This window comes from Serratia grimesii (genome assembly GCF_900186025.1).
Taxonomy (GTDB): domain Bacteria; phylum Pseudomonadota; class Gammaproteobacteria; order Enterobacterales; family Enterobacteriaceae; genus Serratia; species Serratia grimesii.
Genome location: NZ_LT883155.1, coordinates 5,004,696 through 5,031,608, shown reverse-complemented (window position 1 = coordinate 5,031,608; position 26,913 = coordinate 5,004,696). Strand labels below are relative to the sequence as shown.

Annotated in this window: 28 protein-coding genes; 13 read left to right on the top strand and 15 right to left on the bottom strand. The window is 53.7% G+C overall.

The window, feature by feature from the left end; genetic code table 11:
• Positions 1 to 22: 22 nt before the first annotated feature.
• Positions 23 to 952, bottom strand: a complete 930-nt coding sequence (gene rfaD, locus SGBXF1_RS23455; protein ID WP_061808600.1) for an ADP-glyceromanno-heptose 6-epimerase — start codon at positions 950 to 952, stop codon at positions 23 to 25.
• A gap of 240 nt (positions 953 to 1,192) precedes the next feature.
• Here rfaD and kbl point away from each other — a divergent pair, with 240 nt between their 5' ends.
• Both kbl and tdh read left to right on the top strand, forming a co-directional pair.
• Positions 1,193 to 2,389, top strand: a complete 1,197-nt coding sequence (gene kbl / locus SGBXF1_RS23450) for a glycine C-acetyltransferase (RefSeq protein ID WP_186427620.1) — start codon at positions 1,193 to 1,195, stop codon at positions 2,387 to 2,389.
• Between the two features lie 9 nt (positions 2,390 to 2,398).
• Positions 2,399 to 3,424 (top strand): L-threonine 3-dehydrogenase, encoded by a 1,026-nt coding sequence (gene tdh / locus SGBXF1_RS23445; RefSeq protein WP_037421692.1) that lies wholly within the window; start codon positions 2,399 to 2,401, stop codon positions 3,422 to 3,424.
• 33 nt (positions 3,425 to 3,457) lie between these two features.
• Here the strand turns inward: tdh and SGBXF1_RS23440 are convergent, their stop codons facing one another.
• From SGBXF1_RS23440 to gpmM, 3 genes are read right to left on the bottom strand one after another with little or no spacing between them, the layout of a single operon-like run.
• Positions 3,458 to 4,420 (bottom strand): divergent polysaccharide deacetylase family protein, encoded by a 963-nt coding sequence (locus SGBXF1_RS23440; protein ID WP_037421690.1) that lies wholly within the window; start codon positions 4,418 to 4,420, stop codon positions 3,458 to 3,460.
• Between the two features lie 2 nt (positions 4,421 to 4,422).
• Positions 4,423 to 5,757 (bottom strand): murein hydrolase activator EnvC, encoded by a 1,335-nt coding sequence (gene envC / locus SGBXF1_RS23435; protein WP_061808602.1) that lies wholly within the window; start codon positions 5,755 to 5,757, stop codon positions 4,423 to 4,425.
• A 9-nt stretch (positions 5,758 to 5,766) separates the two neighbouring features.
• Positions 5,767 to 7,311 carry a 2,3-bisphosphoglycerate-independent phosphoglycerate mutase gene (gpmM, locus tag SGBXF1_RS23430; protein ID WP_186427619.1) on the bottom strand — a complete coding sequence of 515 codons (1,545 nt, stop codon included), beginning with the start codon at positions 7,309 to 7,311 and terminating at the stop codon, positions 5,767 to 5,769.
• A 300-nt stretch (positions 7,312 to 7,611) separates the two neighbouring features.
• Here gpmM and SGBXF1_RS23425 point away from each other — a divergent pair, with 300 nt between their 5' ends.
• The 5 genes from SGBXF1_RS23425 to cysE all read left to right on the top strand — a co-directional run bounded on the left by SGBXF1_RS23425 (position 7,612) and on the right by cysE (position 10,829).
• Entirely contained in the window at positions 7,612 to 8,046 is a 435-nt protein-coding gene (locus tag SGBXF1_RS23425; RefSeq protein ID WP_012147491.1) for a rhodanese-like domain-containing protein, read from the top strand.
• A 28-nt stretch (positions 8,047 to 8,074) separates the two neighbouring features.
• Entirely contained in the window at positions 8,075 to 8,323 is a 249-nt protein-coding gene (gene grxC, locus SGBXF1_RS23420) for a glutaredoxin 3 (protein WP_037421687.1), read from the top strand.
• A 59-nt stretch (positions 8,324 to 8,382) separates the two neighbouring features.
• Positions 8,383 to 8,853: a protein-export chaperone SecB gene (gene secB / locus SGBXF1_RS23415; RefSeq protein ID WP_004953255.1), complete on the top strand. Its 471-nt coding sequence runs from the start codon at positions 8,383 to 8,385 to the stop codon at positions 8,851 to 8,853.
• Positions 8,853 to 9,872, top strand: coding sequence for an NAD(P)H-dependent glycerol-3-phosphate dehydrogenase (gene gpsA, locus SGBXF1_RS23410; RefSeq protein WP_037421684.1), 1,020 nt, complete (start codon positions 8,853 to 8,855; stop codon positions 9,870 to 9,872). The genes secB and gpsA overlap by 1 nt, the downstream gene beginning before the upstream one ends.
• Positions 9,873 to 10,007: 135 nt before the next feature.
• A complete protein-coding gene (cysE, locus tag SGBXF1_RS23405) occupies positions 10,008 to 10,829 on the top strand; it encodes a serine O-acetyltransferase (RefSeq protein ID WP_037421681.1) in 822 nt (273 codons plus the stop codon).
• Between the two features lie 70 nt (positions 10,830 to 10,899).
• Here cysE and SGBXF1_RS23400 read toward each other — a convergent pair whose 3' ends face one another.
• The 5 genes from SGBXF1_RS23400 to cpxR all read right to left on the bottom strand — a co-directional run bounded on the left by SGBXF1_RS23400 (position 10,900) and on the right by cpxR (position 15,128).
• On the bottom strand, positions 10,900 to 11,571 hold the full coding sequence (locus SGBXF1_RS23400; protein ID WP_037421679.1) for a DUF3313 domain-containing protein: 672 nt from the start codon (positions 11,569 to 11,571) through the stop codon (positions 10,900 to 10,902).
• Between the two features lie 94 nt (positions 11,572 to 11,665).
• On the bottom strand, positions 11,666 to 12,460 hold the full coding sequence (locus tag SGBXF1_RS23395) for a CHAD domain-containing protein (protein ID WP_186427618.1): 795 nt from the start codon (positions 12,458 to 12,460) through the stop codon (positions 11,666 to 11,668).
• A gap of 62 nt (positions 12,461 to 12,522) precedes the next feature.
• A complete protein-coding gene (gene trmL / locus SGBXF1_RS23390) occupies positions 12,523 to 12,996 on the bottom strand; it encodes a tRNA (uridine(34)/cytosine(34)/5-carboxymethylaminomethyluridine(34)-2'-O)-methyltransferase TrmL (RefSeq protein ID WP_186427617.1) in 474 nt (157 codons plus the stop codon).
• A 63-nt stretch (positions 12,997 to 13,059) separates the two neighbouring features.
• Positions 13,060 to 14,433: an envelope stress sensor histidine kinase CpxA gene (gene cpxA, locus SGBXF1_RS23385; protein WP_037421674.1), complete on the bottom strand. Its 1,374-nt coding sequence runs from the start codon at positions 14,431 to 14,433 to the stop codon at positions 13,060 to 13,062.
• Positions 14,430 to 15,128: an envelope stress response regulator transcription factor CpxR gene (cpxR, locus tag SGBXF1_RS23380; protein ID WP_004953234.1), complete on the bottom strand. Its 699-nt coding sequence runs from the start codon at positions 15,126 to 15,128 to the stop codon at positions 14,430 to 14,432. The genes cpxA and cpxR overlap by 4 nt, the downstream gene beginning before the upstream one ends.
• A gap of 149 nt (positions 15,129 to 15,277) precedes the next feature.
• Here cpxR and cpxP point away from each other — a divergent pair, with 149 nt between their 5' ends.
• The 4 genes from cpxP to SGBXF1_RS23360 all read left to right on the top strand — a co-directional run bounded on the left by cpxP (position 15,278) and on the right by SGBXF1_RS23360 (position 19,161).
• Entirely contained in the window at positions 15,278 to 15,772 is a 495-nt protein-coding gene (gene cpxP / locus SGBXF1_RS23375) for a cell-envelope stress modulator CpxP (protein WP_037421671.1), read from the top strand.
• A gap of 117 nt (positions 15,773 to 15,889) precedes the next feature.
• Positions 15,890 to 16,792 (top strand): CDF family cation-efflux transporter FieF, encoded by a 903-nt coding sequence (fieF, locus tag SGBXF1_RS23370; protein ID WP_186427616.1) that lies wholly within the window; start codon positions 15,890 to 15,892, stop codon positions 16,790 to 16,792.
• 231 nt (positions 16,793 to 17,023) lie between these two features.
• Complete coding sequence (gene pfkA / locus SGBXF1_RS23365) at positions 17,024 to 17,986, top strand: 6-phosphofructokinase (protein ID WP_037425599.1); 963 nt, start codon at positions 17,024 to 17,026, stop codon at positions 17,984 to 17,986.
• 185 nt (positions 17,987 to 18,171) lie between these two features.
• Positions 18,172 to 19,161: a sulfate ABC transporter substrate-binding protein gene (locus SGBXF1_RS23360; protein ID WP_061808607.1), complete on the top strand. Its 990-nt coding sequence runs from the start codon at positions 18,172 to 18,174 to the stop codon at positions 19,159 to 19,161.
• A gap of 66 nt (positions 19,162 to 19,227) precedes the next feature.
• Here the strand turns inward: SGBXF1_RS23360 and tpiA are convergent, their stop codons facing one another.
• Both tpiA and SGBXF1_RS23350 read right to left on the bottom strand, forming a co-directional pair.
• The gene (tpiA, locus tag SGBXF1_RS23355) at positions 19,228 to 19,995 is read right to left on the bottom strand and encodes a triose-phosphate isomerase (RefSeq protein ID WP_012147479.1); all 768 of its coding nucleotides are present in this window, start codon (positions 19,993 to 19,995) and stop codon (positions 19,228 to 19,230) included.
• A 127-nt stretch (positions 19,996 to 20,122) separates the two neighbouring features.
• Entirely contained in the window at positions 20,123 to 20,713 is a 591-nt protein-coding gene (locus SGBXF1_RS23350) for a DUF1454 family protein (protein WP_037425592.1), read from the bottom strand.
• 200 nt (positions 20,714 to 20,913) lie between these two features.
• On the opposite strand from SGBXF1_RS23350, the gene SGBXF1_RS23345 reads away from it, so the two are divergent.
• Complete coding sequence (locus SGBXF1_RS23345) at positions 20,914 to 21,339, top strand: DUF805 domain-containing protein (protein ID WP_037425588.1); 426 nt, start codon at positions 20,914 to 20,916, stop codon at positions 21,337 to 21,339.
• Between the two features lie 8 nt (positions 21,340 to 21,347).
• Here the strand turns inward: SGBXF1_RS23345 and fpr are convergent, their stop codons facing one another.
• Positions 21,348 to 22,094: a ferredoxin--NADP(+) reductase gene (fpr, locus tag SGBXF1_RS23340; protein ID WP_037425585.1), complete on the bottom strand. Its 747-nt coding sequence runs from the start codon at positions 22,092 to 22,094 to the stop codon at positions 21,348 to 21,350.
• Positions 22,095 to 22,097: 3 nt separating this feature from the next.
• On the bottom strand, positions 22,098 to 22,721 hold the full coding sequence (locus SGBXF1_RS23335) for a helix-turn-helix transcriptional regulator (protein WP_037425583.1): 624 nt from the start codon (positions 22,719 to 22,721) through the stop codon (positions 22,098 to 22,100).
• A 296-nt stretch (positions 22,722 to 23,017) separates the two neighbouring features.
• Here SGBXF1_RS23335 and emrD point away from each other — a divergent pair, with 296 nt between their 5' ends.
• A complete protein-coding gene (gene emrD / locus SGBXF1_RS23330) occupies positions 23,018 to 24,202 on the top strand; it encodes a multidrug efflux MFS transporter EmrD (RefSeq protein ID WP_037425581.1) in 1,185 nt (394 codons plus the stop codon).
• A 30-nt stretch (positions 24,203 to 24,232) separates the two neighbouring features.
• On the opposite strand, the gene glpX is transcribed toward emrD, so the two are convergent.
• Both glpX and glpK read right to left on the bottom strand, forming a co-directional pair.
• On the bottom strand, positions 24,233 to 25,243 hold the full coding sequence (glpX, locus tag SGBXF1_RS23325; protein WP_037425579.1) for a class II fructose-bisphosphatase: 1,011 nt from the start codon (positions 25,241 to 25,243) through the stop codon (positions 24,233 to 24,235).
• A gap of 131 nt (positions 25,244 to 25,374) precedes the next feature.
• Positions 25,375 to 26,883, bottom strand: coding sequence for a glycerol kinase GlpK (gene glpK / locus SGBXF1_RS23320; RefSeq protein ID WP_130382914.1), 1,509 nt, complete (start codon positions 26,881 to 26,883; stop codon positions 25,375 to 25,377).
• Positions 26,884 to 26,913: the final 30 nt, after the last annotated feature.

Sequence of the window (26,913 nt, the reverse complement as noted above, 5' to 3'; positions counted from 1 at the left end):
ACCCGGGGTATTTCCCTTCAGCTTAAGCGGTGCGGTTTAACCAAGCCATGTACTCTTTCACGCCTTCGGCGACCGTTTTGAACGGTGCGTCATAGCCGGCAGCGCGCAGCTTGGTCAGATCGGCTTGGGTAAACGCCTGATAACGACCTTTCAGCTTTTCTGGGAACGGGATATTTTCTACCGTACCTTTTTGGTGGAAGTCGACGACTGCGTCTGCCACTGCCTGGAAGGTTTCCGCTCGGCCAGTACCGCAGTTGAAGATGCCGGAGACACCGCTTTTCCAGAACCACAGGTTCACTGCTGCCACGTCGCCGACGTAGATAAAGTCACGTTTGAAGTCTTGGCTGCCGTCGAACAGTTTTGGATTCTCACCGCGGTTGATCTGGCTGTTCAGGTGGAATGCGACGCTGGCCATACCACCTTTGTGACCTTCACGTGGGCCGTAAACGTTAAAGTAACGGAAGCCGCAAATTTGTGAGTCGGCTTGCGGCAGGATTTCACGCACATACTGGTCGAACAGGAATTTGGAGTAGCCATAAACATTCAGTGGCTCTTCGAATTGACGCTCTTCGATAAACTCTTCACGGCCGCCGTAAGTGGCTGCAGATGAGGCGTACAAGAACGGAATTTCGCGATCCAGGCAATAGTGCAACAGATCTTTGGAGTACTGATAGTTGTTGTCCATCATGTACTTGCCGTCCCACTCAGTGGTGGACGAACAGGCACCTTCGTGGAATATCGCGTCGATCTCGCCCAGATCGTCACCGGCCATAATATTGGCGATGAAATCTTCTTTATCGATATAGTCGGCGATATCGAGATCAACCAGGTTGGCGAATTTGGTGCCGTCTTTCAGGTTATCGACTACCAGGATATCGCGATACCCTGTGTCATTCAGCGCTTTAATGATGTTGCTGCCGATCATGCCGGCGCCACCAGTAACGATAATCATTGGGTTACCCCTGTTATTCTGCCCGGTGGGACACGGTGCCCCACGCTCAATGCCGCTTATAATAGCATTTCATGTCGCCGCAAACATCGGACGGGCTCCGAATATCCCGCGATGTCGAGTCCGGCAGCACTTTGCCGTGATATCTGCTGCAATTTTCATATTCTCTCCCGCAGTTTCTCGTCAGTTTGGTTACAAATCAGTAAAATATGTTGAAAACAGACCAATCCTGGAGATAACCGAATGTCCGCGTCTTTTTATCAGCAGTTGGAACAACAACTTGCAACCACTCGTAGCGAAGGGCTGTTCAAAGAAGAGCGCATTATCACCACTGCTCAGCAGGCGGATATCGCCGTTGCTGACGGCAGTCATGTGATTAATTTTTGTGCTAACAACTATCTGGGTTTGGCTAATCACCCGGCGATGATTGCCGCGGCCAAGGCCGGCATGGACAGCCATGGTTTCGGCATGGCATCGGTACGCTTTATTTGCGGTACCCAGGACAGCCATAAACAGTTGGAGCAAAAGCTGGCCGATTTCCTCGGGATGGAAGACGCTATCTTGTACTCCTCCTGCTTCGATGCTAACGGTGGCTTGTTCGAAACCCTGCTGGGCCCGGAAGATGCCATTATTTCTGATGCGTTGAATCATGCTTCGATCATTGACGGTGTCCGCTTGTGTAAGGCGAAGCGCTATCGCTACGCCAACAACGATATGACCGAATTGGCCGCACAGCTGGAGCAGGCGAAAGCCGACGGTGCACGCCATATCATGATCGCCACCGACGGCGTGTTCTCAATGGACGGTGTGATTGCCAACCTGAAAGGGGTTTGCGATCTGGCGGATAAATACCAGGCGCTGGTGATGGTTGATGACTCCCACGCGGTTGGTTTTGTTGGTGCTAACGGGCGTGGTACTCACGAGTATTGCGAAGTGATGGGGCGTGTTGACATCATTACGGGGACGTTGGGCAAGGCGTTGGGTGGTGCTTCTGGCGGTTATACCGCGGCGAAGAAAGAGGTGGTGGAATGGCTGCGTCAGCGTTCGCGTCCTTATCTGTTCTCCAACTCGCTGGCACCGGCGATCGTGGCCGCGTCGATTAAAGTACTGGAATTGCTGGAGCAGGGCGATGCATTACGCGATCGTCTGTGGGCCAATGCGAGCCTGTTCCGTGAAAAAATGACCGCGGCAGGCTTTGAGCTGGCCGGGGCCGATCACGCCATCATCCCCGTGATGTTGGGTGAAGCAAAATTGGCGCAGGAATTCGCCAATACGTTGCTCAAGGAAGGCATTTATGTGACGGGTTTCTTCTATCCGGTGGTGCCGAAAGGCCAGGCGCGCATTCGTACCCAGATGTCCGCCGATCACACCCCGGAGCAAATTGAACGTGCGATTGCGGCGTTCATTCGTATCGGTAAAGATCTTGGCGTTATTGCATAAGGTAAAACCATGAAAGCATTGTCAAAACTGAAAGCGGAAGAAGGGATTTGGATGACCGATGTGCCTCAGCCAGAGCTGGGCCATAACGACATCATGATTAAAATCCGTAAAACTGCGATCTGCGGTACCGATGTTCATATTTATAACTGGGATGAATGGTCGCAGAAAACCATCCCGGTACCTATGGTGGTCGGCCACGAATATGTGGGTGAGGTGGTTGCCATCGGTCAGGAAGTCAAAGGGTTCAACGTCGGTGACCGTGTCTCCGGTGAAGGCCATATCACCTGCGGCCATTGCCGTAACTGCCGTGGCGGTCGTACGCACCTGTGTCGTAACACCACCGGTGTAGGTGTGAACCGCCCTGGTTCGTTTGCTGAATATCTGGTGATTCCGGCGTTTAACGCTTTTAAGATCCCAGACAATATCTCCGACGAACTGGCGTCTATCTTTGACCCATTCGGCAATGCGGTGCACACCGCCCTGTCATTTGATCTGGTTGGCGAAGATGTGCTGGTTTCCGGTGCCGGACCGATCGGCATCATGGCTGCCGCCGTGTGTAAACACGTTGGTGCTCGCCATGTGGTTATCACTGACGTTAACGAATACCGTCTGGATTTGGCGCGCAAAATGGGTGTGACCCGTGCGGTTAACGTCAGCAAAGAAAATCTGAACGACGTGATGGCTGAATTGGGTATGACCGAAGGGTTCGACGTAGGGTTGGAAATGTCCGGTGCACCACCGGCATTCCGTTCTCTGCTGAATGCGATGAACCACGGTGGCCGCATTGCTATGCTGGGGATTCCGCCGTCTGACATGTCTATCGACTGGAATCAGGTGATCTTCAAGGGGCTGTTTATCAAAGGGATCTACGGCCGTGAGATGTTTGAAACCTGGTACAAGATGGCTGCACTGATCCAGTCTGGTTTGGATCTGACGCCGATTATTACCCACCGTTTCTCGATCGATCAGTTCCAAGAGGGCTTTGACGCCATGCGTTCCGGTCAATCCGGGAAAGTGGTGTTGAGCTGGGATTGATTGTAAAAAAGGGCCGGAATTCCGGCCCTTTTTTTATACTTTTGGTTTCGTTGGTGTGGCGTCTGTCCAGCGTTGCCACTGGCGTTTAATGAATGTCCCCGCTGGCGATTGCGCCACGCTTTCACCGATCACGCTAATCACCGCGCTCGCGCTGACTTTTTCTTTCGGCAACTTGACCTTACACTGCTTGATACCGCCGGTGAACGGGTTCTTCGGCTGTGGTTTCGGCGGTTTGACCGCAGGTGGGACGTAATTGCCACCGCTGCCGCCCTGCGGTTCATTCAGTAGTGAGCTAGGTTTGACCAACACGATATCAGCCGGCAGAGTTGGCAACATTTGCTGCAACACCTTCACTGTGGCTGGGCGCGGGTGACCAATCGCGATGGCTGAACCCGTGCGGCGCGCCACGTCAACCGCGCGGTTGAATTGACGGCGGATATCGGCTTCGTTGGCGGTATCGTCCAGGAACACCTTACGCTTAATCACCTTCACGTGCGTTCCTGCCGCTGCTCGGGTGGCTTGGCTGTTACCGATGGTCATGCTGTCGAGGAAATAGAGCTGATAGCTGTCGAGTGCCTGCATGACTTTCTCCATGCCTGGTAGGCTGGAAGTCATGGCGCTGCCCATATGGTTATTCATACCCACCGCATAGGGCACATTATTGACTGCATTGCGGATAATGCGCTGGATCTCTTCGCTACTCATGGACGGCTGTAATGTATCGCGTTCCAAAGGTTGCTTGCTGAGCGGTGCCATTGGCATATGAATCAGCACTTCGCGGCCCTGACTGTGGGCGCGGGTGGCCATCAAACGGGCATGTGGGGCGTTAGGTAACACGGCAATTGATATTGCCGTTGGCATTTGCAGCACTGCGCCTTCTTCATGCGGACGATAACCCACGTCATCGATCACAATGGACAATTTCCCTGCCTGTGCGGCGCAAACCTGCAACAAACAGCCAATCAGTACGACAGTACGGGGTTTGATATAGCGCAAATCTATCTTCCCAACCACGGTAGTGGGTTAACGGCCTGGCCTTGGCGACGGATTTCGAAATAGAGCGACGGCGTTCCCTGGCCCCCGCTGGTACCCACTAAAGCTATTGGTTGACCGGCACGCACCTGCGCCCCGACGTTGACCAACGCGCTCTGGTTGTAGCCATACAGGCTCATGTCACCCTTACCGTGCTCGATGACGACAACCAGGCCATAGCCCTGCAACCAGTCAGCTAACAATACGCGGCCATCGGCGATGGCTTTCACTTCGCTACCTTCTCTGGCCTCAATGACCATACCTTTCCAGCGTAGCTCGCCTTGCAACTGTTCGCCAAAGCCGTGCAGTGTGCGGCCGCGTACTGGCCATATGGCCTGCCCGTTTGGTCGACCGAGACCGCCGGTACGGGCCATCAGCGAGCGATCGGCTTCGCTTGGTTTATAACTGGTGCCGGTTTTCTTCGCCTGTTGTTCTTTGACGCGGACCTGTTCGCGCACCTTGGCGGCTTCACGCGCTTCACGTTCCGCGCGGGCGCGGGCTTCACGTTCGGCACGGGCAATCTGGTCTCGCATGCGGGTTTCGTTCTGACGCAGTTCCACCAGACGCTGCTGATCTTTTTCCAGCGAGGCTTCGAGTGCGGTCAGCGTTTTCTTACGCGCGCCGCGTGCCTGCTCCAGCTTTTGCTGCTGGGTTTGTTGCTCGCCTAACAGCGATTTCTGTTGGCCTTGCTTGGCAACTAGCGTCGTTTTTTGCTTCGCCAGTTCGGCCCGGGTTTGTTTTAGCTCTTCAATCGTTTTTTGCCGTGCTTCGTTCAGATAGCCGAAGTAAGCCAAAATACGCTCGCTGCGCTGACTCTCTTCACCGCTAAGAACTAATTGTACTGCGCTGTGCTGGCCTTGTCGGAAGGCTGCATCAAGTTGTTTCGCGAGGATATCCTGCTGGGTGGATTGCTGTTTTTGCAGCTTGGCAATTGAAGCGTTCAAACCGGAGATGTCTTTCCCCAACTGGCTCAATGTGCCTTGTGTGTCTCGTAACAGGCGGCTCGCCTGTGCGATAGTTTTTTCTTGCTGCTTCAGTTGATCTTGCAAAGAGCTGCGCTGTTGCTGCTGCTGCTTAACCGCCTTTTCTTTCTCGGCAATACTTTGCTGGATGTCTTTGAGTTGGGATTTGTTGTCCTCCGCCGCCTGGCTGGCGAGCGGCAACAACAAGACGCCAGCGTAAAATACGCTGGCGCACATGGTGGTTAACTTCCTTGGCGCAGTGCGTTCAGGCAGCGATTGGCCGCCTGTGTTTGCGCTTCGGGTTACCCTTGATAGTGCAAAAAACGCCTTTTCCCTCATAGGGAAGGATTATTCCACGATGAACAGCGGCTTACCAGTCATCTCTTGCGGGATTTCCATTCCCATCAGTGTCAGCATGGTTGGCGCGATGTCGGAAAGCTTGCCCCCATTGACTGCGTTGGCAGGCTTGCCGACGTAAATCAACGGCACGGGTAAGCTGGTGTGGGCGGTATGAGCCTGACCGGTCGCCGGGTCACGCATTTGTTCGGCGTTGCCGTGATCGGCGGTGATCAGCAACTGACCATCGACGGCTTTAACCGCCTCGACAACCTGAGCGATGCAGTTATCCAGCGTTTCTACCGCTTTCACTGCCGCGTCATAGACGCCGGTGTGGCCTACCATGTCGCCATTCGGATAGTTGCAGATAATGGCGTCGTACTTGCCGCTGCCAATGGCTGTCAGCAGTTTATCGGTCAGCTCTGCGGCACTCATTTCAGGCTGCAAATCATAGGTAGCGACCTTCGGTGAGTTGATCAGTACGCGATCTTCTCCGGCGAACGGCTCTTCAACGCCGCCGTTATAGAAGAAGGTGACGTGGGCGTATTTTTCGGTTTCCGAGATGCGTAGCTGTGTCTTGTCGTGTTTCATCAGCCACTCACCGAAGGTGTTACGCAACGATGCAGGCGGATAGGCGCAAGGAACTTTGATGTCGGCGGCATACTCGGTCAACATCACAAAATCACCAAAATTGATGATCTTGGCGCGAGGGAAACCGTCGAAATCTGCATTGACGAAAGCGCGGACGATCTGGCGTGCGCGATCGGCACGGAAGTTCATGAAAATCAGTGCGTCGCCGTCATTCAGCTCGGCGGTCGCTTCACCCGCGGCCTGGAGTACAGTCGGTTTCACGAATTCGTCATTTTCACCGCGCTGATAGGCAGCCTGCAGGGCAGCAACCGCGTTATCGGCAATGTAATCGCCCTTGGCCTGAGTCAGCAGATCATAAGCCAGTTGCACGCGGTCCCAGCGGTTATCGCGGTCCATAGCGTAATAACGGCCAATCAGCGACGCAATGCGTCCGGTACCCAGTTTGGCAAACGCGTCGCTAAAGCGTTGCAAAGAGGTTTCTGCACTGCGTGGCGGGGTATCACGACCATCCAGGAAAGCGTGCAGATAAACGGCTTTGGCGCCGCGCTGTGAGGCCAGTTCAATCATCGCCATAATATGGTCTTCGTGGCTGTGCACACCGCCAGGCGACAACAGACCCATGATATGCACCGCTTTGCCTGCTTGAACGGCTTTATCGACCGCTGCTGTCAGCGTTGGGTTGGTGAAGAAATCACCGTCTTTGATTTCTTTATCCAGTCGAGTCAGATCCTGATAAACAATACGCCCGGCGCCCAAGTTAACATGGCCAACTTCAGAGTTGCCCATTTGGCCGTCAGGCAGGCCGACATCCAGTCCAGACGCGGCGATCAGGGTGTGCGGCTGCTGTTGCCACAGACGGTCCATCACCGGCGTTTTAGCATTCAGAATGGCGTTGTCCTGTTGCTCCTCACGGTGGCCGTAACCGTCCAGAATCACCAGTACCATCGGCTTTTTGTTACTCGACATTGCATTAACCTCGTTATGAACTTTTAAGTTGTGAATAGCCATCAACCCGTGATCAGATTGATGGCTATTCACCCTAAAAAACTGCCTGATTTTACAACGTGGCCGGTTAAAAAGAGCCCAGAGAGATCAAAGTTGCAGTGAACAAGGCTGGCTTTTATGCTCTGAGACCGTGAATTTGTCAGCGTGGCCCGCAGTTTCTGCAATAGCGCTTGCTTATTGGCTGTATTTGCTGCACTCGGCAGGTATACTCTGGAACCTTGAGTTATTTTTTCCCTTAACTGACGGGAGTTGTTATACCCCATGCTGCAAGAAATTATGCAATTCGTTAGCAAGCATCCCATACTGAGCCTGGCCTGGATCGCCCTGCTGGTTGCGGTGATCGTCATGACGTTCAAGAGCAGTTTCTCCAAGGTGAAAGAGATCACCCGTGGTGAAGCCACCCGCCTGATTAATAAAGAAGATGCCGTTGTGGTTGATACCCGCAGCCGTGATGATTTCCGCCGAGGCCACCTGGCTAACGCCATCAACTTGACCGCCAGCGAAATCAAAAGCGGTAGTCTGGGCGAGCTGGAAAAACACAAAGCTCAGCCGATCATCGTGGTTTGTGCCAATGGCACCACCTCCCGCGAGCCGGCAGAGAACCTGAGCAAGGCCGGTTTTGAAAACGTAGTTACGTTGAAAGACGGTATTGCCGGCTGGAGCGGGGAAAACCTGCCACTTGTGCGCGGTAAGTAATTGTTTAACGTATTTGAGGTGGTAATTCATGGCTAACATTGATATCTACACCAAAGCGACCTGCCCGTTCTGCCATCGCGCTAAAGCGCTGCTGAACAGTAAGGGCGCCGCGTTTAACGAAATCGCCATTGATGGCGATAATGAAAAACGCGAAGCGATGATTGCGCGCAGTGGGCGCACCACCGTGCCTCAGATTTTCATCGATGGCCAACATATCGGCGGCTGCGATGATTTATATGAACTCGATACTCGTGGTGGTCTGGATCCGCTGCTTTAAGCGGGTGACTGCCGGTTACTGAGTGTCAATAAGGACGTTTAACCAAGGGTATTACACACATGTCAGAACAAAACAGCACAGAGATGGCTTTTCAGATTCAGCGTATTTACACCAAAGATATCTCCTTCGAAGCGCCAAACGCACCGCAGGTTTTCCAGCAGGAATGGCAGCCGGAAGTTAAACTGGATCTAGATACGGCTTCCAGCCAGTTGGCTGACGAAGTGTATGAAGTTGTACTGCGCGTAACCGTGACAGCATCTCTGGGTGAAGAAACTGCGTTCCTGTGTGAAGTGCAGCAGGCGGGTATCTTCTCCGTAGCGGGCATCGATGGTACGCAGCTGGCGCATTGCCTGGGTGCATACTGCCCGAACATTCTGTTCCCGTATGCGCGTGAGTGCATCACCAGCTTGGTTTCTCGCGGTACATTCCCGCAGCTGAATCTGGCACCGGTTAACTTTGACGCGCTGTTCATGAACTATCTGCAACAGCAGGCGGAAGGCGAAGGTGCCGCACCACATCAGGATGCCTGATGAACACCGTCAATGCTTCAATGACTGTTATCGGTGCCGGCTCGTACGGCACCGCATTAGCCATTACGCTGGCGCGTAATGGCCACTCTGTGGTGCTGTGGGGTCATAACCCCGAGCAGATTCAAAAAATGCAGCATGATCGCTGCAACCAGGCATTTCTTCCCGACGTCGCTTTCCCCGACACGTTGTTGCTCGAAGCCGATCTGGCTCGCGCACTGGCGGCCAGCCGCGATGTGCTTGTAGTGGTACCAAGCCATGTGTTCGGCGATGTGCTGCGTCAGTTGAAACCGCATCTGCGCCCGGATGCCCGCATCGTGTGGGCGACTAAAGGGCTGGAAGCAGAGACGGGTCGGTTGTTGCAGGACGTGGCTCGCGAAGCGCTAGGCGATGCTATTCCGTTGGCGGTGGTCTCAGGGCCGACGTTCGCCAAGGAACTGGCAGCTGGGCTGCCGACCGCGATTGCATTGGCCTCTACAGATGCGCAGTTTGCCGAAGATCTGCAACTGCTGCTGCACTGTGGCAAAAGCTTCCGCGTTTACAGCAATCCCGATTTTATCGGCGTACAGCTGGGCGGTGCCGTGAAGAACGTGATTGCCATCGGTGCAGGGATGTCAGACGGTATTGGTTTTGGTGCTAATGCACGTACTGCATTGATTACCCGTGGCCTGACGGAAATGAGCCGCCTTGGCTCGGCTCTGGGGGCTGACCCATCGACCTTTATGGGCATGGCTGGTCTGGGCGATTTGGTGTTAACCTGCACCGATAATCAATCGCGCAACCGCCGCTTCGGTATTATGTTGGGGCAGGGGAAAGGCGTGCAAGAAGCGCAGGACAGCATCGGTCAGGTTGTCGAAGGCTATCGCAATACCAAAGAGGTATTGGCGTTGGCACAACGCTACGGTGTGGAAATGCCCATTACCGAACAGATTTACCAGGTGTTGTATTGCCATAAAAATGCCCGCGAAGCCGCACTGAGCCTGTTAGGGCGCACCAGAAAAGATGAAAAGCACAGCGGGTAATCTATAACCCTATGGCTTAAAATTCGACGGGTATAAAACCGATATGCTGGGCGGCATGCCGACCCAGTAATTGTTTTGGGCCACCTGATCGCGATGCGATGAGGTGGCCTGTTTTGCAAGGCGGAGAGGAACCAGATGTCGTCAGAAGAGTTAGAGCAGGTCTGGAATAGCATCAAATCAGAAGCGAGAGGGCTGGCTGAGTGTGAGCCGATGCTGGCTAGCTTTTATCATGCGACGCTGCTCAAGCACGACAATCTGGGGGGGGCACTCAGCTATATTTTGGCAAACAAACTGGCTAATCCAATTATGCCAGCCATTGCGGTGCGCGAAGTGGTGGAAGACGCCTACTTAGCCGATCAGCAAATGATCGCTTCGGCAGCTCGCGATATTCTGGCGGTACGCCTACGCGACCCGGCCGTCGACAAATATTCTACCCCTCTGCTGTATCTGAAAGGCTTCCATGCACTGCAAGCCTACCGTATTGGCCACTGGCTATGGCTGCAAGGGCGACAGGCGCTGGCGATTTATCTGCAAAATCAGATTTCGGTCGCCTTTGGCGTTGATATCCATCCGGCAGCCACTATTGGCTGCGGCATCATGCTCGATCACGCGACCGGCATTGTGATCGGTGAAACGGCCGTGGTAGAAAATAACGTGTCTATTCTGCAATCTGTCACCCTTGGCGGTACCGGGAAAACCAGTGGCGATCGCCATCCAAAGATCCGTGAAGGTGTAATGATAGGCGCCGGGGCTAAAATTCTCGGTAATATCGAAGTAGGTAAAGGCGCAAAAATTGGCGCTGGCTCGGTAGTGCTGCAATCGGTGCCGCCGCATACGACTGCAGCTGGTGTACCAGCACGTCTTGTCGGTCGACCGGAAAGCGATACGCCATCAATGGATATGGATCAGTACTTCAATGGTAACAACCACGGATTTGAGTACGGCGACGGTATTTAATCTGTTCGCATAACCGACAAAACAGGGGGAGCTTTAGCTCCCCCTGTGCTTTTTCTTCTTCGGAGAATGTTTAGCCCTGTTTCGGGAACGCAACAGTGTCGGCGACCATTTCATCGATTGCTGCTTTGACTTCTTCTTCTGTCACCGGCGCACTGTCATTGCTGACAGTTCTGCCGTAACTCTTGCGTACGACTTCCAGCACGGTCTTGCCGGTATCCTGATCGATCAACTCAGCCTCGAGGAACAGAGTTGTGTTTTGCGTCCGGTGGCCAGTCGCGGCCATGGTGCTGGCTACCACTGCGGCAACCGGCACCACTTCATAGAATTTCATGTCTTCATCTTCGGCCGAGACGGCGGTAATCGCTACTTTTGCCAACAAGACGCGAGAACCCGCCGGACTCTTCAGAATAGTTGTGCGTTCAGCGACCGCTTTTCTCATGCTTTGGTCGGTATAGTTCCTGATTTTATCCAGTGTTTGCTGGCTGACGCGGTCGTTGGGTTTTGCCGGTGGGTAATAGACTACAGGAGAAAAATACACTCCTCGGTAGTTGGATTCTTTAAAGTTAGGATCGATCCAACGTAGCGTTTTATGGCCACTTGGTGAGCTGGTTTCCTTCAATTTACTATAGTCAGACAGGAAGCCTGAGTATTGTTCTGTTGTTGTTACTTTGGATGCACAGCCTGCCAGCAACAGGCCTGCTGCCAGAACCGCTGTGGCAACGCACAAGCGTTGTTTTTTCATACGATTTCCTATAGTGAGTGTCGATAACCCTTACAAAACATAGTTCATTATCTTCTGGCGCAGTGGATGTTTTCAGCGCCGTGTGTGCCATGTTTCAGGCCAGCTTGTCGGGATTGTGATATCTGGCGTGTTTTTTACCTGCGCCACTGAGTGCTTGAGACAGTAAAAGCAATGCCGTCTCTGCATTTTCCTGTGCGATCGCAATGACCGATCGCCATTGCGGCAGCAGCGGCCAGAGATCTTGCTGATGTTCTGCCATCTGGTACCAGACAACATGATCGTGCCAATGACCGAGGGTGTTTTGCGCCGTTTTCAGGTGGGCGATAGCTGCAGGTGTGATGAGGGCAAATTGGGGGTAGGTATCCACGACATAACGTAGATGTTTAACCAACAGACGTAACCTGTGTCGATCGTAATCCGCGTCAGCTAGCGCCAGGCGCAATTGTTTCACCTGACGGTTCATATGGTGGGCAATACGGTGTTTCGTATGCCGATGTTGGGTCCTGAGGAAAATGCTTAGCCAGGCATGCAGCAGTGTGGGGAGGCGGATGAGTAACGGTAACGATGTTAAAGCGGGTTTGCGGCTTTGCAGTTCAGTCTTGCGGGTATTGGCCTGCCACGTTAGCTGATGCTGATCCAGCTCGATAATCAGTACTTCCAGATCGCGTATTGGCGTGGTGATTCTCCCCAGCTTGGCAGCGGCGTTGTCGAGTTGTGCAGCACCATGGGTACCGCGCAATGGTCTCAGCAGGCTCCTGAGACGTCGCAGGTTGATACGTACGTCATGCAGAGCCTCGTTATCTGTTGTGTCCCGTAAACGCAGCAACGCTTGATTCAGCGCGCTCTCGAGCTTACGCCCTTGCGTGATAATACTCTCGACCAACGCCATGTTGCGTCTCCAGAGACGTCATCTTTAAAGATTATCCTCTCTGTAGCACAGACTGTCATCGGTTAAGATTTAATCAGCGCACCTGCGTAGTCTAGTTGCCGCCAGGCTTCATACACCACTACCGCAACGGCATTAGACAGATTCATGCTACGACTTTGTGCCTGCATGGGAATGCGAACTTTTTGTTGTGCGGGTAGGGCGTCAAGGATATCGGCGGGCAGTCCGCGGGTTTCCGGGCCGAATAGCAGGTAATCGCCTGCTTGATAGCTGACCGCGCTGTGCGCCGGTGTGCCTTTGGTGGTCAGGGCAAACAGCCGCTGAGGATTTTCGCTGGCAATAAAAGCGGCGTAGTCGGCGTGACGTCGGATGCTGGCAAATTCATGGTAGTCCAGCCCGGCACGACGCAGACGTTTATCATCCCACGGGAAACCCATCGGCTCTATCAGATGCAGTTGAAAGCCGGTATTGGCACACAGGCGGATAATATTGCCCGTGTTAGGTGGAATTTCAGGTTCGAATAAAACAATGTTCAACATGTAAAAAGCCCCTCATGACGAGGGGCGCAGAATAACAAAATCTTACCGGCCTGTCTTAGGCGATCAGCGCTGGTGCAGCGGTAACCACAGCACCAACCGCAAACCGCCGAGCGGGCTGTCTTCCGCTTTTACCCAGCCGCGATGCTGGTTAACCGCCGCCTCTACGATCGCCAGGCCCAAGCCGGTGCCACCAGAGGCGCGATCACGCGCTTCGTCGGTGCGATAAAACGGTCGGAAAATTTGTTCACGATCTTCCGTACTGACGCCTGGGCCATCATCGTCGACCACAATAGTGATGCCCTGGTTGTCCGCGCTGAACGCCACGGCTATCCTGGTGTTTGAGTAGCGCAGCGCGTTGCGCACAATGTTTTCCAGTGCGCTGTCCAACGCGCCGGCGTTGCCGAATAGTGTCCACGGACCGGGAGGGGCGGTGACTTCCAACTGCTTGCCCATTTGCTCGGCTTCAAAGCCGGCGTCATCCAGTACATTGGCCCAGAGTTCATTGGCCAGTAGCCGCTCACGGACCAACTCGCTTTTCTGCTGTCCTCGTGACAACACCAACAGATCGTTGATCATCGAGTCCAGACGTTGCGCCTCGGTTTCGATGCGCTCCAGCTCACGGCCTTCGCCGTGGCGACGACGCATTAACGCGGTAGCCAGTTGCAGACGGGTTAGCGGGGTGCGCAGCTCATGCGAGATGTCGGAGATCAGCCGTTGCTGAGCGGTCATCATGCGTTCCAGCGAACTGACCATTTGGTTGAAACTGGCGCCGGTCGCCAGAAACTCTTGCGGCCCCGCTTCCAGCTCCGGGTGTTGTTTCAGGTTGCCACGTGCAACGTCATCGGCCGCATTCTTCAGTTTACGCGCTGGTTTTGCCAGGCTCCATGCTAGCCACAGCAGCAGTGGGGCGCTGATTAACATGGTGACGATCAGCAGCAGCAGCGGTCGGTCGAACATCAGGTTGATGAAATCGGATTGTGGACTGTTGGCAGGGCGGATCAGGTACAACTGGTAGTTATCTTCACCGTCGCGAACGGAGAAGGGGCCGACCAGTTCGACGCGGCCGTATTTTTTCTTCTTCGGGTGATCGGAATTATCAGATTGACCAATAAAATTACGCACCAACTGCATTTCGTTGCGCTGCATGTTGCCAATCACCCGGCCTTCGCTGGTCACCAGAATGAGGCGCTGCCCTGGCGGTGCCCATTTTTCAATGGCGCGGAATAAGCGACGCCACCACATCAGATCGTTGGCCGGATCGTTTTGCAACTCGGCCTCGACATGCTGTTCCAGCATAAGCCCCTGCCGCTGCTCGCTGTCCAGCAGCGAGGTCATTTGGCGGGAGTCGAGCTTGGGCACCATCAACACCAACATCAGCACCAGGGCTAATGTGAACCAAAAAATGGCGAAGATGCGTGCCGTCAAACTGTTGATCATGTTGCTGATACCATTAAATAACCCCGTCCGCGCAAGGTCTTGAACCACGGATGGCCGTCTTTGCGGTTAGGGAGTTTACGTCGCAAGTTGGAGATGTGCATGTCGATGGCGCGGTCGAAAGGCGTCAGTCGTTTGCCCAATACTTCTTGGCTCAGCAATTCACGAGATACTACCTGGCCGAGATGCTGTGCCAGCAGATACAACAGGGTAAATTCGGTGCCGGTAAGATCCAGCGTTTGGCCGTCAAAGCTGGCTTCCTGACGGCCCGGGTTGAGCTGCAAACCGTCAACATCCAGCGTTGGTGCACCGGTATCGACATTTTGCTGCTGTTCGCTCCAGTTGGAGCGGCGCAGGATCGCACGAATACGCGCGACCAGCTCACGATCGTTAAACGGTTTTGGCAAGTAGTCGTCGGCACCCAGTTCCAGACCCAGCACGCGGTCCAATTCGCTGCCGCGAGCAGTCAGCATAATGACCGGCGTCTGGTGGTGCTGGCGCAGCTCTTTTAACGTATCGATACCGTTTTTCTTTGGCATCATGATATCGAGCAACAGCAGATCAATGGAGCTGTCCAGAAGCGACAATGCCTGTTCACCATCGTATGCCACGACGATAGTAAAGCCTTCCATTTCAAGAAGTTCTTTTAACAGCGAGGTCAGCTCGCGGTCGTCGTCAACTAACAGAATTTTGTTCATTGTATTTTTTCCTCCTGACGCAAAATACGTCATCAACTGTTGGCATTCCATGACTTTACGTAGTTTTACATGCACTGACGCATGTTTGCAGGTGCAGCAGTACACTGCTCCTCGTTGATTCGCAAAGTGAGAAAGCACGAGGAGTGAAAATGCGTAAGGTGACCGCATTAGTTATGGCATCAATGCTGGCAATAGGTTCTACCGCTGCGTTCGCTGCTGACACTACATCGGAAACTGTACCGACTCCCGGAAACGACGCGATGACCAGAGCACCTGGCCAACACCACATGTTTGACGGTGTTAGCCTGACTGAACAGCAGCGACAGCAAATGCGCGATTTAATGCGCCAAGCGCGCCACGATCTGCCTGGTGTCAATGTAGCTGAAATGGAAGCCATGCATAAGCTGGTAACCGCAGACAAATTTGATGAAGCCGCCGTGTATGCCCAGGCGGAAGAGATGGCTCAGCAACAGGTTAAGCGCCAGGTCGAAATGGCCAGAGTGCGCAACCAAATGTATAACCTTCTGACGCCACAGCAAAAAAGTGTTTTAGACCAGAAGCATCAGCAGCGTATGCAGCAGATGGAGCAACAGATTTCTGGTTTGCAGCAAACTTCTGCCCAGAAGTTAAGTATGACTGAGTAGTCCCCTGTTTTTCCTTGCCATAGACACCATCCCTGTCTTCCCCCGCCATGATGGCGGGGTTTTTTTTGTCCATCATTTCGCTATATTGACCTTCTGAACGTTCAGCCTGGATGGGTTATGGAACCGCAATATGCGCGTTTGGTGAAGTCTGCCGCGCTAGCTGCCACCGCGTTGGCCTCAATACTGCTACTGATCAAAATTATTGCCTGGTACCACACCGGTTCGGTGAGCCTGTTGGCGGCATTGGTGGACTCGCTGGTGGATATTGCCGCATCATTGACCAACTTGTTGGTGGTCCGTTACTCACTACAGCCAGCCGATGAAGAACATACCTTCGGGCACGGTAAAGCAGAATCATTGGCCGCGTTGGCGCAAAGCATGTTTATTTCTGGCTCCGCGTTGTTCCTGTTTCTGACCGGTTTCCAGCATCTTTATTCTCCTGAAACGCTGCGCGATCCTGGCATTGGTATTGTTGTTACGGTTGTTGCGTTGTTCAGCACCTTGCTCTTGGTCACCTATCAGCGTTGGGTGGTCAGAAAAACGCGCAGTCAGGCTGTGCGCGCAGATATGCTTCATTATCAGTCAGATGTCATGATGAATGGTGCTATTCTTATAGCGCTTGCGCTAAGCTGGTACGGTTTCCAACGGGCGGATGCATTGTTTGCATTGGGAATTGGCGTCTACATTCTTTACAGCGCGCTGCGGATGGGGAATGAGGCTGTACAATCGCTGCTGGACAGGGCATTGCCGGACGAGGAACGCCAGGCAATTATTGGGGTGGTTTCCTCTTGGCCTGGGGTGAAAGGCGCACACGATCTACGAACTCGCCAGTCCGGTCCGACACGTTTTATTCAGTTGCACCTGGAGATGGACGATGGGCTGCCGCTGATGCAGGCGCATATTCTGGCCGAGCAGGTAGAACAGGCGTTGCTGCATCGTTTCCCGGGGGCGGATATTCTCATCCACCAGGATCCTTGTTCTGTGGTGCCGGCGGGCCAGCAAGGGCGTTGGGAGCTATAATCAGTACAGGGACGGTGAGATTGCATAGCGAGCAAATGGTGGCGTTAGCTCAGCGTGCCATAGCAGTTTTTTACCGCAATATTGCGTGACTTGAATCAATTCAGCTGGGTGTTTTTGCTATAATATCCAGCAATAAAGCCGTAAAGCTGGTTTTCTGTAGCCTGAGAGGTTCCAAGACAATCGGCGAATACAGAATTCTTAAGAAATTGCATCTACAGTTCAGAGGTAGTCATGATCAAGAAAATCGGTGTACTGACGAGTGGCGGTGATTCGCCGGGTATGAACGCTGCGATCCGTGGCGTTGTGCGTGCTGCACTTTCGGAAGGTCTGGAAGTTTTTGGTATTTACGATGGCTACCTTGGCTTGTACGAAGATCGCATGGAACAATTGGACCGTTACAGCGTGTCCGATATGATCAATCGCGGCGGCACTTTCCTCGGTTCAGCCCGCTTCCCAGAATTCAGAGACGACAGCGTACGCGCCAAGGCGATTGAAAACCTGCAAAACCGCGGCATTGATGCGCTGGTGGTCATTGGCGGTGACGGTTCCTATATGGGTGCCAAACGCCTGACGGAAGAAGGCTTCCCTTGTATTGGTTTACCGGGCACCATCGATAATGACGTAGCCGGTACTGACTACACTATCGGTTTCTTCACCGCGCTTGAAACCGTAGTGGAAGCCATTGACCGTCTGCGCGATACCTCATCTTCTCATCAACGTATTTCCATTGTTGAAGTGATGGGGCGCTACTGCGGCGATCTGACCCTGGCGGCAGCCATCGCTGGTGGTTGTGAATTTATCGTGTTGCCTGAAACCGAATTCAACCGCGAAGACCTGGTTTGCGAAATCAAGGCTGGGATCGCCAAAGGTAAGAAACACGCGATCGTGGCGATCACCGAGCACATCTGCGATATCGATGAGCTGGCTCGTCATATCGAACAGGAAACCAAACGTGAAACCCGTGCTACGGTGCTGGGCCATATTCAGCGCGGTGGTTCTCCAGTTGCTTACGACCGTATTCTGGCTTCCCGCATGGGTGCCTACGCTATCGAACTGCTGTTGCAGGGCTACGGTGGGCGCTGTGTCGGTATCCAGAACGAGAAGATGGTGCACCATGACATCATCGATGCGATCGAAAACATGAAGCGTCCGTTCAAGGGCGACTGGCTGGATACAGCGAAAAAACTGTACTGATCCCGTCTTAACCCGGGCAATAGAAGCCTCCGCATGCGGAGGCTTTTTTTATGTCTGTGCGGTTATATTCCAGAATCGTATAGCCCAACATTTTTTATTCTTTAATTGGTGGGAAAGTTTCTGGCAGGCTCTGATGTTAAATCAACCGATTGAGGTTGCGATTATTTTCCTGGGAGAGCGAGTCGATGCGTAAATGGGGTGTAGGTCTGACAATCATGTTACTGGCGTCCGGTGCCATGGCGAAAGATATCCAATTGCTGAACGTTTCATATGACCCGACACGTGAGTTTTATCAGGAATATAACACCGCATTCGGCAAATACTGGCAGCAGCAGACTGGGGATAAGGTGACGGTACGTCAATCGCATGGTGGCTCTGGTAAGCAAGCGACGTCGGTGATCAACGGTATTGAAGCCGACGTAGTGACACTGGCGTTGGCCTACGATGTGGATGCTATCGCTGAGCGAGGCCGCATTGATAAAGCGTGGATAAAACGGCTGCCAGACAACTCAGCACCCTATACTTCGACCATTGTGTTCCTGGTGCGAAAAGGAAACCCAAAACAGATCCATGACTGGCCGGATTTGATTAAACCGGGCGTGTCGGTGATTACGCCGAACCCGAAAACATCCGGGGGGGCACGCTGGAATTACTTGGCAGCCTGGGGTTATGCGTTGCATCAGAACAATAACGATCAGGCTAAGGCGCAGGCGTTCGTTAAGGACCTGTATAAAAATGTTGAAGTGCTGGATTCTGGTGCGCGTGGCTCAACCAATACCTTCGTGGAACGCGGTATCGGTGATGTGTTGATCGCTTGGGAAAACGAAGCGCTGCTGGCGGAAAAAGAACTGGGTAAAGACAAGTTTGAAATTATCACTCCGAGTGAATCGATTCTGGCTGAGCCAACCGTGTCGGTGGTAGATAAGGTGGTTGATAAGCGTGGTACCCGCGATGTGGCTACTGCTTATCTGAAGTATCTGTATACACCGGAAGGGCAGACTATTGCGGCGAAAAACTACTATCGCCCACGTGATGCGGCAGTGGCTGCCAAGTTTGCCGAGCAATTCCCTAAACTGAAGCTTTTCACCGTGGATGATACTTTTGGTGGCTGGACGCAAGCTCAGAAGGTGCATTTCGCGACGGGTGGCGTGTTTGATGAGATCAGCAAACGCTGATAGTTGATGAGCCACAATAAAAAACCCCGGCATGCCGGGGTTTTTTCATTTATCAGCCGAGCGAAATCAGGCTTTTTTAGCGGCAGCAGCGGCTTTGACGATCACAGCGAAAGCATCGGCTTTCAGTGATGCGCCGCCAACCAGAGCGCCGTCGATGTCTGGCTGGGTGAACAGCTCGGCAGCATTTTTATCGTTCACGGAACCACCGTACTGGATGATCACTTCTGCAGCGACGGCAGCGTCCTGTTTAGCGATGTGATCACGGATAAATTTGTGTACGGCTTGTGCCTGCGCTGGGGTGGCAGACTTGCCGGTACCGATAGCCCAAATAGGTTCATAAGCGATAACTGCGCCTTTGAACGCTTCAGCGCCCTGAGTTTTCAGCACTGCGTCGATCTGGCGTGCGCAAACTTCTTCGGTTTTACCCGCTTCGTTTTCTGCGTCAGTTTCACCGATGCACAATACAGGGATCAGACCGGCAGTTTTCAGCACGGCAAATTTCTCGGCGATCGCTGCATCGGTTTCTTTGTGGTAGGTGCGACGCTCGGAGTGGCCGATGATGATGTATTGCGCGCCAATATCTTTCAGCATGTCAGCGGAAACTTCACCGGTGAATGCGCCGGACAGGTTTACGTCTACGTTTTGGGCGCCCAGAGCAATGCGGCTACCAGCCAGCGCGTGCTTGGCTTGGTCCAGGTACATGACTGGCGGTGCGATAGCGACGCCACAACCGTCAACGCTGCTCAGTTCATTGCGCAGAGCGGCGATCAGTTCGTTAACCATGTGAGTGCTGCCGTTAAGCTTCCAGTTACCCATAACTAATGGATGACGCATGTTTTTTCCTCCAACAAGGGAACGCGAGAGTCGAAATAACCACTGCCGGACCGGCAGTTTACCTGCCCAACAGTATAGAGATGATTAAGCACGAAGGCTTTGCTTTTCGTCATTAAATAGCCAGCTGTTATGGCTCGGATAACGTCAGCTTAACCGGTTCAACAGCGAAAGTTACCCCTTTATCGCCATTGTCTGACACAACATAGCGGATCGCACCGACCTGCTGTTGGTAAAAGCGTGAACCTTTGCCTTTTTCCAGCAGGGTGGCCACTTTGCTCAGGCTTTGATCCACCGTGAGTGCGGTTTCAAACTGGCGCATCAGTGCGGCCATATAGCTAATAGCGATGGTGCGGGCGGCTTTCTCTTCGCCGGTTTGTTGCAGCGGCAGGTGGGTGATTTGTAGCGTTTTGATTTTGCCGGTGCCTTTTTCCAATGCGGTAGAGGCATAGAGATTTTCGTTCAACTTGCTGGCGGCACGCGTCAGCAGCGGTGTGTCGTCTTCGGCAGCTGCGATAGCGCGAAATTCACCGATCGGCAATTTCGGGTTGTCGCGATTATATTTTTCGCGGAATTCCACCACCGTCAGATCAAACGTCGGCGCCCCGGCGAGCAGGTACGGCGCGGTAGGCGACGCACTGACGGCGGCATCCGGCGGATCGGCCCAAGCGCTGCTGATACTCAGCAACAGGCAGGCGATGGCGATGGTTTTTCTCAACATGGTATACACGGCATCAAGAACAAAGATGGCTCCGATTAAAGCGATAACCGAGGGGGATTGTCAAAGATCCCGTGCCATTATCGCTTGCTGACAGGAAAGCTGTGCGTTACTCCGCGTAATGCAGGGCGGAAACCTTCGCCATGCCGCGCCTATGTTACACTGCACGGCAGATTATGGGCAGGCTAACAACGCAGGATTCAATGACAATACAACAGTGGTGCTTTTCGTTTAAAGGCCGAATTGGGCGGCGTGACTTCTGGATTTGGATGGTGCTGTGGCTGGTACTGATGGCGGTGGCTTTTTCTCTTGCCAGTCGCGAACTGGTGGATATCCAGACCATTGCATTCTTTATTGTCGGGCTGCTATGGCCAACGGCGGCGGTGTTGGTGAAGCGGTTGCATGACCGTAATAAAGCCGGTTGGTGGGCATTGTTACTGATCGTCGCATGGTTGCTGGCAGCAGGAAACTGGCAGATGCTGGCACCGGTTTGGCAGTGGGGGGTCGGACGTTTTATCCCGACGTTGATCATTGTGATGATGATGATCGATTTGGGCGCGTTTGTCGGCACGCCCGAGGATAACCGTTTTGGCCCGCCAGCCAAACCAGTGAAGTTCAGCGCAGACTGAGGAACGGGTTACCAGTAGTGTTCGCTGGTGATATGGCCAGGCTTGCGGCGCAGATGCTTGCGCATCTGCCGCTGATCTTTCAGCGTCTGCTGGGTATCCCGCACCATTTGCGGGTTACCGCACAACATGACGTGGTCAGTTTCAGCATTGATCGTTAACCCTACCGCCGCTTCCAGCCGGCCGTCTTCAATCAGCGCCGGTACGCGGCCAGTCAGTGAGCCGGCGACTTCCTCGCGGCTTACGACAGTCTGAATACGCAGTTTGCCGTTGTAGCGTTGTTGCAGCTGTTGCATCAGTGGCAGGTAGCTGAGATCACGCGCAAAGCGGGTGGCATGGACCAGCACCAGATTTTTGAAGCGCTCTAGGTCTTTACCTTCCTGCAGAATGGATAGGTATGGGCCGATGGCAGTACCGGTTGCCAGCATCCACAGGGTGTCACATTCGGGGACTTCTTCCAGCACGAAAAACCCGGCAGCTTCTTTGGTTACCATTACTTCCGACCCCGGCTGTAGCTGATTGAGGCGGGGGCTCAGTTTGCCTTCCGGCACGGTGACCAGGTAAAACTCCAGGTTCGGATCGCTGGGGGCGTTGACATAGGAATAGGCGCGTTGGACGCGTTCGCCGTCAATCTCTAGTGCCAATTTGGCAAATTGCCCCGCGATGAATGGAGCAATGGGAGCGTGGACGGTAATACTGAACAGCCCGTCGGTCCACTGCGTGACTTGCGTAACCTTGCCTTTAACCCAGTCAGCCATACTCTAAAGCTCCAATGGTCGAATCAAATAAGCGCAATGTCGTGAGCCGGAAATGGCATGTGCTGTACGCTCTATGCGATAGCTGTGACCAAACAGGCGGTGAAACAGCTGTAGTTCCGAATCACATAGGCTGCTGCAGGCGGTGGCTGCTACGCCAATAGGGCAGTGGTTTTCTACCAGTAGCATGCCTTGCGGATGTTCAAACAGTTCGGCCATATAACCATCGTGTTGCCGCAGGCGTACTAACCGGTTGAGTTTGGCCTGATGGCCAGCCTCCTCTGACAGTTCTTCGGCATAGCGTTGATAAAGTTTATCTTCGCGTACACTGAGTAACTGCTCTACCCCTTCAGTGCCAAACAGCTGCTGCGCTGAGCCCAGTAGAGCCGTCGCCAATGTATCGTGGCAATCGGCGAACTGAGCATGACCCTGATGGGTCAGCGACCAATAGCGCGTAGGGCGACCTACTTTGGTGCGTGCCTCTTCGTAACAAACCAACTCACGTTTTTCCAGGGATTGCAGATGCTGACGGATGCCCATTGGGGTGATATCCAGACGCTCAGCCAGCATTTTGGCGGAATGCGGCCCCAAGGTTTTTAACTGCAATAAAATCAGCTCTGGTGTCTTCATTAACCCAATCCCTATGGTGTTATTTTATTTCAAGATGATGAAAATAATTATCGATTAAATGCTAAAGGCAAACTACTGAAAGTTTGTCATTGTTAACTCCTAAGCGTTAGACGTACAGTTTAATTTACGTGGCTGGTTGCCTTTGCTGCCACTGTGACCGAGATCAATATCTTCCTGAAACTCGCTAAAAAAATAAAATTTGTTAGCTTATGCCGCCATAGAGGGCTGCTCGCCGTTCTGGCTGAATTCCTAGCCATACCGGGACGCTGTGACGAGTTAATACGTTAACGAAGATAATGAGAAAAATAGAAAACTTTCACCTGTTGGTGATGCTTACCCTGTTGGTGGCCGTCGGTCAGATGGCACAAACCATTTATGTCCCTGTTGTTGCTGATATTGCTAAAGATCTGTCGGTGCGCTCCGGTGCAGTGCAGCGAGTGATGGCGGCGTATCTGATGACCTATGGCTTCTCGCAACTGATTTACGGTCCGCTGTCTGACCGTATTGGCCGTCGCCCGGTGATCCTGGCTGGGATGATGATTTTCATGATTGGAGCCTCAGGAGCGTTGCTGTCCAGCAGCCTGACGATGCTGGTTGCTGCCAGTGCTATTCAGGGGATGGGTACGGGCGTGGCTGGAGTGATGGCACGTACGATGCCGCGTGACCTGTATGCCGGTACCTCACTGCGATACGCTAACAGCTTGCTTAACATGGGGATCCTGGTGAGCCCGCTGCTGGCACCGATCATCGGTGGGGCGTTGGCGATGGTATTTGGTTGGCGTGCCTGTTATGCCTTCCTGTTGGTGCTGTGTATCGGTGTTGCTTTCGCCATGTTTCGTTGGCTGCCGGAAACCCGGCCGCAGCAGACCGAAAAGCGGAGAATGTTGGCGAGTTTCCGCAAGTTGTTGGGCGATAGCACGTTCAGTTGTTATTTGGTGATGTTGATCGGTGCACTGGCGGGGATTGCTGTGTTTGAAGCCAGTTGTGGTGTGCTGATGGGCGGCGTGCTGGGCTTGAGCGGTCTGACCGTCAGTATTTTGTTTATTCTGCCGATTCCGGCGGCGTTTTTTGGTGCCTGGTACGCCGGTCGTGATGGCAAGACCTTCCACAGCTTGGTGTGGCACTCTGTCATTAGTTGCCTGCTGGCGGGTCTGATGATGTGGATCCCTGGGTGGTTTGGCGTGATGAATATCTGGACGCTGATTGTGCCGGCTGCATTGTTCTTTTTCGGTGCCGGGATGATGTTCCCGCTGGCTACGACGGGCGCGATGGAGCCTTTCCCTTATCTGGCTGGGGCGGCAGGCGCGTTGGTAGGCGGTATGCAAAATATGGGCTCTGGCCTGGCGACCTGGCTTTCCGCCATGTTGCCGCAGACTGGGCAGTTCAGCCTCGGTTTGCTGATGTTTGCCATGGCACTGTTGATACTCCTTTGCTGGTGGCCGTTGTCGAACCGAATGCAGCACCAGGGTCATACCGTTTAAAAAACAGGGCGCCTTTGGCGCCCTGTTTCATTACAACAGAAATTCGTGCAGAGCGGGGTCTTTACGATCCAGATAATGGGTCGAACGGATACGGCGGATGGTGCGTGATTTACCACGGATTAACAGCGTTTCCGTGGTGGCCATATTACCCTGACGGCTGATACCTTCCAGTAGGTCACCTTTGGTGATGCCGGTTGCGGAGAAAATGACGTTGTCGTTGCGTGCCATGTCATCCAGCATCAACACCTTGCCAGCTTCAATGCCCATCTCTTTGCAGCGCGCGAGTTCTTCTTCGCCGATGCGGCGATTCTCGGCGCTGTCGCCCTTCACCTGGTGGCGTGGTAACAGACGCGCTTGCATATCGCCATCCAGTGCACGGATTACCGCAGCGGAAATTACCCCTTCAGGCGCGCCGCCGATGCCATACATCACGTCGACTTCGCTGTCAGGCATACAGGTCAGGATAGAGGCCGCGACGTCGCCGTCAGGGATGGCAAATACACGCACTCCGAGCTGCTGCATCTGGGCGATCACGCCATCATGCCGCGGCTTGGCCAGAATAACGACGGTCAGTTGGCTCAGTGGTTTGCCTAAACAGGCTGCGACCTTGTTCAGGTTCTCTGCCAGAGGCAAATTGAGATCGATAACGCCGCGGGCTGCCGGACCCACCACCAATTTTTCCATATACATGTCCGGAGCGTGCAGAAAGGTACCGCGATCGCCTACCGCCAGGACGGCCAATGCATTGGGCTGGCCCATGGCGGTCATGCGAGTGCCTTCGATGGGATCGACGGCGATATCCACCGCATCACCTTGGCCGCTGCCGACCTGCTCGCCGATATACAGCATTGGCGCTTCATCAATTTCGCCTTCGCCGATCACGATGCGGCCATCGATATCCACTTTATTGAGCATAATGCGCATTGCGTTGACCGCCGCACCATCGGCGGCGTTCTTATCGCCGCGTCCCAACCATTTGTAGCCCGCCAGTGCGGCGGCTTCGGTAACACGGGAAAATTCGATGGCTAATTCACGTTTCATGGCAAAACCTGTCTGTGATAAAGGGAGAAAATATCGACAAAGTTTATCACAGCGGGCGATGGGGAGGGCGGGGCAAAAAAAACGCGCCACCTAGAGGCAGCGCGTGATGGGATTAACCTGACCAAACAGCGTTAGTCGTGCTCTTCCCATGCTTGTGCACGGGCAACCGCTTTTTTCCAGCCGCTGTAACGGAAGTTACGTTCGGTGGTTTCAATGCTTGGGCGGAATTCACGCTCGATAACAGCCTTGCTCTTCACTTCATCCAGGTCATTCCAGTAGCCGATAGCCAGGCCAGCCAGGAATGCCGCGCCGAGTGCTGTCGACTCACGCACTTCAGGACGCTCTACACGGGTACCGAGGATGTCAGACTGGAACTGCATCAGGAAGTTGTTAGCAACGGCACCACCGTCCACACGCAGCGATTGCAGACGAGTGTTTGAGTCGGCCTGCATGGCATCTAGCACGTCGCGCGTCTGGTAAGCGATAGACTCCAGTGTTGCGCGGATGATGTGGTTACTGTTAGCACCGCGTGTAAGACCGAAGATCGCACCACGGGCATACGGGTCCCAGTAAGGGGCACCCAAACCAGTGAAGGCCGGCACCACGTACACGCCGTTACTGTCTTTCACCTTGGTAGCAAAGTATTCGGAGTCGGCCGCATCGCTGATCAGTTTCAGCTCATCGCGCAGCCACTGAATAGACGCGCCGCCGATGAAGACTGCGCCTTCCAGCGCGTAGTTCACTTCGCCGCGTGGACCGCAGGCGATAGTGGTCAGCAGGCCATGGCTAGAACGCACCGCTTCTTTGCCAGTGTTCATCAACAAGAAGCAGCCAGTGCCGTAGGTGTTTTTTGCCATGCCCGGTTGAACGCAAAGTTGGCCATATAGCGCCGCCTGCTGGTCGCCAGCGATACCGGCGATAGGAATACGTGTACCGCCTTTACCGCCGATGTTGGTCTGACCGTACACTTCTGAAGAAGGGCGGACTTTTGGCAACATGGCACGCGGGATGTCCAGCGCTTCCAGCATGCGTTCATCCCAGTCCAGCTCATGGATGTTGAACATCATGGTACGCGAGGCGTTGGTGTAATCGGTCACATGCACCCGCCCTTGGGTCATTTTCCACACCAGCCAGGTATCAACGGTGCCGAACAGCAGCTCGCCGCGTTTGGCGCGTTCACGGGCGCCTTCTACATTATCAAGGATCCATTTTACTTTGGTGCCGGAGAAGTACGGGTCAACCACCAGGCCGGTGTTGTGACGGATGTACTCTTCCATACCATCGCGTTTGAGCTTCTCGCAAATGTCAGCGGTACGACGGCATTGCCAGACGATGGCGTTATAAATTGGCTTACCAGTCTCTTTTTCCCAGACGATGGTGGTTTCACGCTGGTTGGTGATGCCGATACCGGCGATTTGATCGGAATTGATGTCTGCCTTCGCTAACACTTCTACCAGCGTTGAGCTCTGAGAAGACCAGATCTCCATCGGATCATGCTCGACCCAGCCGGCTTTCGGGTAAATTTGCGTGAATTCACGCTGGGATACCGCAACAATATTGGCATCGTGGTCTAGCACTACGGCACGTGAACTCGTGGTTCCCTGGTCGAGAGCGACAATGTATTTTTTTTCTACAGTCATGATTTTAGTCCTGCTGTTATTAACCGTTTA

What these genes read in the sequence shown, in the direction of transcription:
- SGBXF1_RS23425 (WP_012147491.1), top strand. Translation starts at nt 7,612, where the DNA reads ATGCTGCAAGAAATTATGCAATTCGTTAGCAAGCATCCCATACTGAGC.
- glpX (WP_037425579.1), bottom strand. Translation starts at nt 25,243, where the DNA reads ATGAAACGTGAATTAGCCATCGAATTTTCCCGTGTTACCGAAGCCGCC.
- gpsA (WP_037421684.1), top strand. Translation starts at nt 8,853, where the DNA reads ATGAACACCGTCAATGCTTCAATGACTGTTATCGGTGCCGGCTCGTAC.
- fpr (WP_037425585.1), bottom strand. Translation starts at nt 22,094, where the DNA reads ATGGCTGACTGGGTTAAAGGCAAGGTTACGCAAGTCACGCAGTGGACC.
- fieF (WP_186427616.1), top strand. Translation starts at nt 15,890, where the DNA reads ATGGAACCGCAATATGCGCGTTTGGTGAAGTCTGCCGCGCTAGCTGCC.
- gpmM (WP_186427619.1), bottom strand. Translation starts at nt 7,311, where the DNA reads ATGTCGAGTAACAAAAAGCCGATGGTACTGGTGATTCTGGACGGTTAC.
- envC (WP_061808602.1), bottom strand. Translation starts at nt 5,757, where the DNA reads ATGAGGGAAAAGGCGTTTTTTGCACTATCAAGGGTAACCCGAAGCGCA.
- cysE (WP_037421681.1), top strand. Translation starts at nt 10,008, where the DNA reads ATGTCGTCAGAAGAGTTAGAGCAGGTCTGGAATAGCATCAAATCAGAA.
- SGBXF1_RS23335 (WP_037425583.1), bottom strand. Translation starts at nt 22,721, where the DNA reads ATGAAGACACCAGAGCTGATTTTATTGCAGTTAAAAACCTTGGGGCCG.
- SGBXF1_RS23395 (WP_186427618.1), bottom strand. Translation starts at nt 12,460, where the DNA reads ATGGCGTTGGTCGAGAGTATTATCACGCAAGGGCGTAAGCTCGAGAGC.
- tpiA (WP_012147479.1), bottom strand. Translation starts at nt 19,995, where the DNA reads ATGCGTCATCCATTAGTTATGGGTAACTGGAAGCTTAACGGCAGCACT.
- pfkA (WP_037425599.1), top strand. Translation starts at nt 17,024, where the DNA reads ATGATCAAGAAAATCGGTGTACTGACGAGTGGCGGTGATTCGCCGGGT.
- SGBXF1_RS23345 (WP_037425588.1), top strand. Translation starts at nt 20,914, where the DNA reads ATGACAATACAACAGTGGTGCTTTTCGTTTAAAGGCCGAATTGGGCGG.
- kbl (WP_186427620.1), top strand. Translation starts at nt 1,193, where the DNA reads ATGTCCGCGTCTTTTTATCAGCAGTTGGAACAACAACTTGCAACCACT.
- glpK (WP_130382914.1), bottom strand. Translation starts at nt 26,883, where the DNA reads ATGACTGTAGAAAAAAAATACATTGTCGCTCTCGACCAGGGAACCACG.
- tdh (WP_037421692.1), top strand. Translation starts at nt 2,399, where the DNA reads ATGAAAGCATTGTCAAAACTGAAAGCGGAAGAAGGGATTTGGATGACC.
- rfaD (WP_061808600.1), bottom strand. Translation starts at nt 952, where the DNA reads ATGATTATCGTTACTGGTGGCGCCGGCATGATCGGCAGCAACATCATT.
- cpxR (WP_004953234.1), bottom strand. Translation starts at nt 15,128, where the DNA reads ATGAACAAAATTCTGTTAGTTGACGACGACCGCGAGCTGACCTCGCTG.
- emrD (WP_037425581.1), top strand. Translation starts at nt 23,018, where the DNA reads ATGAGAAAAATAGAAAACTTTCACCTGTTGGTGATGCTTACCCTGTTG.
- secB (WP_004953255.1), top strand. Translation starts at nt 8,383, where the DNA reads ATGTCAGAACAAAACAGCACAGAGATGGCTTTTCAGATTCAGCGTATT.
- SGBXF1_RS23360 (WP_061808607.1), top strand. Translation starts at nt 18,172, where the DNA reads ATGCGTAAATGGGGTGTAGGTCTGACAATCATGTTACTGGCGTCCGGT.
- grxC (WP_037421687.1), top strand. Translation starts at nt 8,075, where the DNA reads ATGGCTAACATTGATATCTACACCAAAGCGACCTGCCCGTTCTGCCAT.
- SGBXF1_RS23350 (WP_037425592.1), bottom strand. Translation starts at nt 20,713, where the DNA reads ATGTTGAGAAAAACCATCGCCATCGCCTGCCTGTTGCTGAGTATCAGC.
- SGBXF1_RS23400 (WP_037421679.1), bottom strand. Translation starts at nt 11,571, where the DNA reads ATGAAAAAACAACGCTTGTGCGTTGCCACAGCGGTTCTGGCAGCAGGC.
- cpxA (WP_037421674.1), bottom strand. Translation starts at nt 14,433, where the DNA reads ATGATCAACAGTTTGACGGCACGCATCTTCGCCATTTTTTGGTTCACA.
- trmL (WP_186427617.1), bottom strand. Translation starts at nt 12,996, where the DNA reads ATGTTGAACATTGTTTTATTCGAACCTGAAATTCCACCTAACACGGGC.
- cpxP (WP_037421671.1), top strand. Translation starts at nt 15,278, where the DNA reads ATGCGTAAGGTGACCGCATTAGTTATGGCATCAATGCTGGCAATAGGT.